The following is a 7,619-nucleotide window of genomic DNA, read 5'->3' as shown; positions in this document are numbered from 1 at the left end:
GCCGGCGCGCCGGCGCCGGACGGGATCACCGGCCCGGACGGCCCGGAGTGCGCCAGCGCGCTGCTCGGCCGCACGCTCGCCGCCGGCGACCCGGCCGGCGGGCCCACCGGCCGGTGCCCGGCCGACACCTTGACTCCCGACGACGCCGATGCGCTGCGCGACACCGTCAACTTCCTTGCGGTGCTCGGCAACCGGAACCTCACCCTGGTCGCCGACGGCACGCCGCGCTCGGCCGCGGCGGCGCGGTCGGTGCGCTCGGCGGCGGCCGCCGCGGGCATCGGCGTCGCCACCCCGGACCGGCCGTCCGGCCCGCTGCTGATCGTGTCCGGCTGGTCCACAGCGGACAGCGCGCTGCGCAGGGCCACGGCCGGCGGCCGGATTCCGCCCGGCGGCACGTACCTGGCACCGTGGCTGGCGACCGCGCCGCTACTGGAAATCCGGGCGGGCGCGCACATTCCGCTGCGCTCCGGGCTCGACGGCGAGCTGCCCGGCCGGTACCGCGACGCGCTGCGCGCCGGCTACCCGGGGCAGACACCGTCCGCGGCCGGCTACCGGGCCTGGCTGGCCGAGCAGCGGATCGCCGAGACCGACCCGGTGCGGATCTACCAGGTGGTCAACGGCGCCACGATCCCCATGAGCGGGCCACTGGACACGCCGTAGCGGTTCTTCCAGAAAGGCCAACCTGCCGTACGGAGATATCGCGCAACCGGGAAGAACGGCGGGCCGCCGGTCGCATGGGAACCTCGTCGCATGGCGACTTTTGATGGCAAAACCGTACTCATTACCGGTGGGGGCAGCGGAATCGGCCTGGCCACCGCGCGGCGGCTGGTGGAAGCCGGCGGAAACGTGGTGCTGGCCGGGCGCGACGAGGAGCGACTCAGCAGCGCGGCCAAGGGCTTGGACGCCCGGGACCGGGTCCTCGCCGTGCCGACCGACGTGTCGAAGCTCGACGAGCTGGACAACCTGTACGCCCGGACCCAGGAGACGTTCGGCAATCTCGACGGCGTGTTCGCCAATGCGGGAATCGGGCTCAACGCGCGCACGGCCGACGTCACCGAGGCCGATTTCGACAACGTGGTCGGCATCAACTTCAAGGGCACGTACTTCACGATCCAGAAGGCGCTGCCGCTGCTGCGGTCTGGCTCGTCCATCGTGCTGAACGCCTCCTGGCTGGTGCACCGCGGCATGGGCGCCGGCGCCGTCTACGCCGCCACCAAGGCCGCCGTGGCGAACCTGGCCCAGACCCTGGCGCCGGACCTGGCCGGGCAGGGCATCCGGGTCAACACCGTCACCCCCGGACACATCACCACCGAGATGTTCGACGCGGTGACCGGCAACGACCAGGTGCGCGAGTTCTTCCGCAGCCAGGTCGCGCTGGGCACGCTCGGCCACCCCAACGACATCGCCGACGCCGTACTGTTCCTGCTGTCCCCGCAGTCCGCCTACATCACCGGCCAGGAGCTGGTCGTCGACGGCGGGCTCACCACCTCGATCCCCGGCTGACCTCAGTCGCCAGCACGACGACGAGGCCCCCGGCGACTTCGCCGGGGGCCTTTTCGTGCGGGGCCAGCTCAGAGCAGGCCGTTGCGCAGCTCGCGCAGGTCCGGGAACGAGGACAGGTCCGGCGTCGTCCAGCCGTCCAGGTCGTACTCGGCCAGGCACTCGTCCACAAAGGACTTGTAGCCGTCCACCTGACCGTTGGCCAGCTGGGCGTTGAGCAGCTCGACGCGGGTGTTCTCGTGGTTGCCCGCGTAGTTGCGCTCGTAGAGCTCGTGGCGGCCGCCGAACTCGGTGCCCACCGCGTCCCACAGCAGCTTCATCACCTTGACCCGCTCGACGGAGTCGATGCCGTTCGAGCCGCGCACGTACTTGTCCAGGTAGGGCCGGATGTCGGGGTTCTTGAAGTCCTCGGCGCTGGAGTTGAGGTAGATCAGCCCGCTGGCGATGTCCTGGTGCACGATCTCCTTCACCCGCGGGTAGCCGATCTGCATGAACCACCGGTACGCCAAGCCGTACTGGGGGTTGGGCAGCACGGCGCCGTTGGTCCACTTGATCGGGTTGCGCGCGGCGGCGTCGGAGAAGGCCCAGAACAGGTTGCGCCACGCCAGAACCTCACCGATGCGGCTCTGCACGCCGCGGAAGTCCTTGGTGCCGGTGATCTCCACGGCCTTGGCCAGCAGGCCGGCGATGAACTCCAGCTTCACCGCCAGCCGGGTGCAGCCGTGGAAGGTGAACCGCTCGGGGAACCCGGAGCGCCCGGTGAACAGCTGGACCTTGCCGAGGTGCCCGTAGATGAACACGTTCTCCCACGGGACGAGCACCTTGTCCAGCACCAGGATCGTGTCGTTCTCGTCCAACCGGGACGACAGCGGGTAGTCGAATGGGCTGCCGTTCATCGCCGCCATCGCCGTGTACGACGTCCGGCAGATCAGCTTCATGCCCTTCGCGCCCATGGGAATGGTGGCGACCAGCGCGAACTTCTTGTCCTTGATGGGCAGCCCGTAGTGGGCGATGAAGTTGTAGTGGGTCAGCGCCGAACCGGTCGCGACCACCTTGGCGCCGCTGACCACCAGGCCGTCGTCGCGCTCCTCCTCGACGTGCACGAACACGTCGGCCACCTGGTCGGGCGGCAGGTTGCGGTCGACCGGCGGGTGCACGATGGCGTGGTTCCAGAACAGGACCTTCTCCTGCGACTCGGCGTACCACCGCCGGGCGTTGTCGGCGAACGGCTCGTAGTACTCGGCGTTGGCGCCCAGCGTGCCAAGGAACGAGGCCTTGTAGTCGGGGCTGCGGCCCATCCAGCCGTAGCTCATCCGCGACCAGGCCGCGATCGCCTGCTGGGCGCCCACCAGATCCTCGGCGCTGTGCGGAGTGGTGAAGAACCGGTGCGTGTATCCCCCGCTGCCGGTGTCGGTGGGGCAGGTGAGCACGTCACGGTTGGCCGGATCGTGCAGCGCGTCGTAGAGCCGGGCGGTCATCCGAACCGGGTTGTGGAACGCCGGATGGGTGGTGACGTCCTTGACGCGGTCACCGTAGATGTAGATCTCACGGCTGTCGCGCAGGCTCTCGATGTACTCCTCGCCGGTCAGTGGACGGGTCATCAGATGTTCCCTCTCCTTCGGCGGTCCCTGCCGCGAAACCCAATCCTGGCAGGCAGAATCTGTGCCGGACTTATCGCAACGTGCGGCCTTCGGCGGATCGATCCTTGCTCCAGCAAGGCTGTTCCGGCGGTCGACGGGTCCGGCAAACCCGCAATTCAGGAGATGCACGCGTGTGGCGGCCGGTGCGACGGTCGTCGGAGAGCATCGGCGGACCCCGGCCAGGCCTCGCTGCTATTCGTTCTTGTCCGAATTTCTTCTGCCAGGAGGACATGGTGGCCACCACCAAGATCCCAACGCGTGAGCAACTGGTGCGCAACGCGTCGGAACTGATCCCGCTTCTCCAGAAGCACGCGACCTGGGCCGAGGAGAACCGGCGGCTGCACGACGAGTCGATCGAGGCGCTGGCCGATGCCGGCGTGTTCAAGTTGCGCCGCCCCAAGCGCTACGGCGGCTACGAGGCGGACACCCGGACCCTGGTCGAGGTCGGCACCGCGCTCGGGCAGGGCTGCGGGTCCACGTCGTGGGTGGCGTCGGTGTACTGGATCCCGACCTGGATGGCATGCCAGTTCCCGGACCAGGTGCAGGACGAGGTGTTCGCCACCGAGGACGTCCGGATCTGCGGGACGCTGAGCCCGTCGGCCATGGCCAAGCCGGTCGACGGCGGCGTCGTGGTGAACGGGAAGTGGGGGTTCATCAGCGGGGCGCACCACGCGCACTGGCAGGAGATCATCAGCATCCTGGTCCCGCCGGACGGCGACCCGTACCCGATCATGGCGCTGGTGCCGATCTCCGACCTGCTCGTCGTCGACGACTGGCACACCTCCGGCCTGAAGGCCACCGGCAGCGTCAGCACGGTCGCCAAGGATCTGTTCGTGCCGCAGGAGCGCGTCCTGCCGCTGCCCGTGGTGCTGCAGGGGCAGAGCGCCTCGAAGCTCAACGCGGACTCACCGATCTACCGCGCGCCGCTGCTGCCGGTGGCGTCCGCCTCGTCGGTCGGCACGGTGGTGGGCATGGCCAAGGGCGCAAGGGACGCGTTCTTCAGCCGGCTACCCGACCGCAAGATCACCTACACCGGCTACGAGAGCCAGCGCGAGGCGCCGATCACCCACTTCCAGGTGGCCGAGGCGACCATGAAGATCGACCAGGCCGAGTTCCACGCGCACCGCCTTGCCGAGCTGGTGGACACCAAGACCGTCGAGGGCACCGAGTGGAAGCTCGAGGAGCGGGCCCGGTCTCGGGCCGACCTCGGCGCGGTGGTCCGGCTGGCCAAGGAGGCGGTGGACATCCTGGCCACGGCCAGCGGCGGTTCCTCGATCTACAGCGGAATCCCCATGCAGCGGATCAGCCGGGACGTCCAGGCGGTCAACCTGCACGCGCTGATGCACCCCAACACCAACGCCGAGCTGTACGGCCGCGTGCTGTGCGGCCTTGAGCCCAACACCCTCTACATCTAGGTCGCCGGAAGGGAAACAGCATGACCACGGACGCGGACAAGGCCGCGATCGCCGCCCTGACCCAGAAAGTCGTCGCGGCGTGGGCGTACCACGACGCGGAGACCTTCGCCAGCGTGTTCACCGACGACGGCACGATGATCCTGGCCGGCGTCTACTGCAAGGGCCGCGACGAGATCAAGTCGTACATGGCGGATGCGTTCGAGGGCCGGTACAAGGGCACCCAGGTGACCGGCAAGCCGATCGACATCCGGTTCCTCAGCGAGGATGTCGCGATCCTCCTGAGCCAGGGCGGTGTGCTCGAGCCCGGAAAGACCGAAGTGGACTCCGACAGCGCCATCCGCGCATCCTGGATCGCCACCCGGAAGGACGGCGAGTGGCGGCTCGCCGCGTACCAGAACACCCCGCGCTACCCGCTCAGCTCGGGTGGCAGCGCCCACGGCCGGGCCGCCTGACCGCACGCCGAACGGTGGAGCGCAGCCGATCGCTGCGCTCCACCCAGGCATGACCGAGGAACGGCGGACAACCAATGACTGAGGACGTTGTCGACGCGATCGGGAAGCATTACGACGAGCGCTCACCCATCGGCGACGAGCTGCGCGACGGCCAGATCCACATGTGGTACTGGTACGACCGGGAAGACGACGCCACGCTGACCGAGGCCGTCCACCGGATGACCCGCAAGGTGACCGAGACGCTCGGCCTGCGGCCCGGCGAGCACGTGCTCGACGCGGGCTGCGGACCCGGTGAGACCGCGGTGTTTCTGGCCAAGGCGTACGGCGCGCTGGTCACCGGCGTCAACGTGAGCAAGTTCGAGCTGGACCGGGCGGCCGAGCGCGCCGAGGCGGCCGGGGTGCACGAGCAGGTGAGCTTCCAGTACGGCGACTTCATGGCGCTTCCCTTCCCGGACAACACGTTCGACGCCGTGCTGGCGCTGGAGTCGCTGCAGAACGCGCCCGACCTCGACCAGGTGATCAGCGAGCTGTTCCGGGTGCTCCGCCCGGGCGGCCGTCTGTCCTTTTCGGACTTCAGCTTGGAGTCCGGTTCGATCGACGATCGGGTGGCCAAGTTCATGGCCACGCTCAAGCTCGACCGGCTGCCCACGTTGCCGCAGTGGCTCGATCACCTGCGCCGCCACGGCTTCCAGGTCGAGGAGTTCACGCAGTGCGGCACCCGGGTGTTCGGCAGGAAGGCGAAGTACGTCGAGGCGGCGCTCGCCCGGCAGGAGGAGATCGTCGCCAAGTTCGGCGCGGCGGCGGTCACCGAGTTCTCCCGCAACCACCACGGGTTCTTCGCACCCAGGAAAGACCAGGTCGGCTATGTCATCGTGTCCGCTCGTAAACCTCGCTGAGCGGCACCGGACACGCATCGATAGGGGCACGAGATGCTGAACAGAAGACGCCTGCTGACGCTCGGCGCGGCGGCCGGCGGTGCGGTGCTGCTTCCCTCCGTCGGGTCGAGCCCGGCGGGCGCTCATGGCCGGGCCGCGCACGTGCACGGCGTGCGGCCGGCTACGACCGGCAGGGCGGCGGCGGTGACCCCGTTCACCGTGCGGATGCCCGTTCCACCCGTGGCGCAGCCGGTGGACACCGCGTCCGGCGTCGACGTCTACCGGATCGGCATCCGGTCGACGACCGCCGAGATCCTGCCCGGCGTGCGCACCCCGGTGCTCACCTACGGCGGAAGCTTCGTCGGACCGACGATCCGCGCGCGGAAAGGGCGCCCGGTCCGGGTCACGTTCGGCAACCAGCTCGCCGAGCACGCAAACGTGCACCTGCACGGCGCGCACGTGCCGGCCAGCAGCGACGGCCACCCGATGGACGTGATCGCGCCGGGGCAGGCGCGGCAGTACGACTATCCGAACACGCAGCAGGGCGCGACGCTGTGGTACCACGACCACAGCCACCACCTGGAGGCCGAGCACGTTTACCGTGGCCTGCATGGGTTCTATGTGATCGAGGACGACGACGAGCGGCTCCTCGCGCTGCCGAGCGGCGGGTACGACGTGCCGATCCTGCTGCGCGACGCCCTGTTCGACGCCAACGGCCAGCTGGTCTTCGGCGGCAACCCGGCCGACCGCGACGTCATCCTCGCCAACGGCCGACCGCAGCCGTACTTCCCCGTCGCCGCAAGGAAGTACCGCTTCCGGTTGCTCAACGGCACGACCGAGCGGGTCTTCACGCTCAACCTCGGCGGCGTTCCGCTGACCCAGATCGCGACCGACGGCGGGCTGCTGCCCGCGCCCATTCCGCGCACCGAGCTCGAGCTCGGCTCCGCCGAACGGGCCGACGTGGTGATCGACTTCTCCCGCTTCCCGCTGGGCACCCAACTGGTGCTCGCCGACACCACCGGGCCGGTGCTCCGGTTCGACGTCGTACGCTCGGCCGAGGACACCAGCCGCGTGCCGGATCGCCTGCGCGCGCTGCCGACCCTGCCGCCGGCGACGGTGAACCGCGAGGTCTCGTTCAGCTTCGACCTGTCGGGGCAGGCGCCGATCGGGCTGATGAACGGTGTGCCTTACGATCCGGCGCGGAACGACTTCACCGTGAAGCGGGGTGCCACGGAGATCTGGCGGATCTACAATGCTGACACGGAGTTCTCGATTCCGCACACGTTCCACATGCACCTGACGCAGTTCCAGGTTCTGGATCGTGAGGGGCTGCCGGCGATGCAGCAGGATGTGGGGCTCAAGGACACGGTGCAGGTGGCGCCGGGGACGGCCGTGCGGGTGAAGGCTACGTTCACGGAGTACACGGGGAGGTACGTGTACCACTGTCATTTCCTGGAGCATTCGTCGGCGGGGATGATGGCGACCATGGAAATTGTGCCCTGAAGTCGGGGCCGGGTGGTCGGTGGTCGGGGCCGGGTGGTCGCAGGCCGGTGGTCGGAGGCCCGGTGGTCGGTTTTCGTTGTTGGGTGGCGGTTTTTGCTTTCGGCCGTTCCCGGCTGCGTCGGAACGCCGGGGTGGTTCCGTTGTGCTTGCTGGGCACGGCGTTCCGTGGCACGGCTGTGGACAGGCGCCCGTGTACTGATTGCGGGGCAGCCCTGTCCACAGCCGTGCACCGGA

6 protein-coding genes and 1 pseudogene are annotated in these 7,619 nt (G+C 69.1%); 6 read left to right on the top strand and 1 reads right to left on the bottom strand.

The features are described from left to right. Window positions 1-660: pseudogene (locus tag VGX25_RS29405) on the top strand (hypothetical protein); the annotation flags it as partial. Between the two features lie 90 nt (window positions 661-750). Continuing rightward, window positions 751-1,503: a glucose 1-dehydrogenase gene (locus VGX25_RS29400; RefSeq protein WP_326921185.1), complete on the top strand. Its 753-nt coding sequence runs from the start codon at window positions 751-753 to the stop codon at window positions 1,501-1,503. 68 nt (window positions 1,504-1,571) lie between these two features. On the opposite strand, the gene VGX25_RS29395 is transcribed toward VGX25_RS29400, so the two are convergent. Continuing rightward, the gene (locus tag VGX25_RS29395) at window positions 1,572-3,101 is read right to left on the bottom strand and encodes a 4-hydroxyphenylacetate 3-hydroxylase family protein (protein WP_326921184.1); all 1,530 of its coding nucleotides are present in this window, start codon (window positions 3,099-3,101) and stop codon (window positions 1,572-1,574) included. A gap of 269 nt (window positions 3,102-3,370) precedes the next feature. Here VGX25_RS29395 and VGX25_RS29390 point away from each other — a divergent pair, with 269 nt between their 5' ends. The 4 genes from VGX25_RS29390 (at window position 3,371) to VGX25_RS29375 (ending at window position 7,385) form a co-directional block, all read left to right on the top strand. Then, complete coding sequence (locus VGX25_RS29390) at window positions 3,371-4,555, top strand: acyl-CoA dehydrogenase family protein (RefSeq protein ID WP_414636022.1); 1,185 nt, start codon at window positions 3,371-3,373, stop codon at window positions 4,553-4,555. Window positions 4,556-4,575: 20 nt separating this feature from the next. Then, window positions 4,576-5,007, top strand: coding sequence for an SgcJ/EcaC family oxidoreductase (locus VGX25_RS29385; RefSeq protein ID WP_326921183.1), 432 nt, complete (start codon window positions 4,576-4,578; stop codon window positions 5,005-5,007). Between the two features lie 74 nt (window positions 5,008-5,081). Continuing rightward, window positions 5,082-5,903 carry a class I SAM-dependent methyltransferase gene (locus VGX25_RS29380; protein ID WP_326921182.1) on the top strand — a complete coding sequence of 274 codons (822 nt, stop codon included), beginning with the start codon at window positions 5,082-5,084 and terminating at the stop codon, window positions 5,901-5,903. A gap of 33 nt (window positions 5,904-5,936) precedes the next feature. Continuing rightward, window positions 5,937-7,385, top strand: coding sequence for a multicopper oxidase family protein (locus VGX25_RS29375; RefSeq protein ID WP_326921181.1), 1,449 nt, complete (start codon window positions 5,937-5,939; stop codon window positions 7,383-7,385). Window positions 7,386-7,619: the final 234 nt, after the last annotated feature.

Origin of the sequence: Actinophytocola sp. (assembly GCF_035942955.1) — a bacterium.
Classification (GTDB): domain Bacteria; phylum Actinomycetota; class Actinomycetes; order Mycobacteriales; family Pseudonocardiaceae; genus DASYTH01.
The sequence above is the reverse complement of the archived record's forward strand: the minus strand, read 5'-3'. Positions and strand labels throughout refer to the sequence as shown.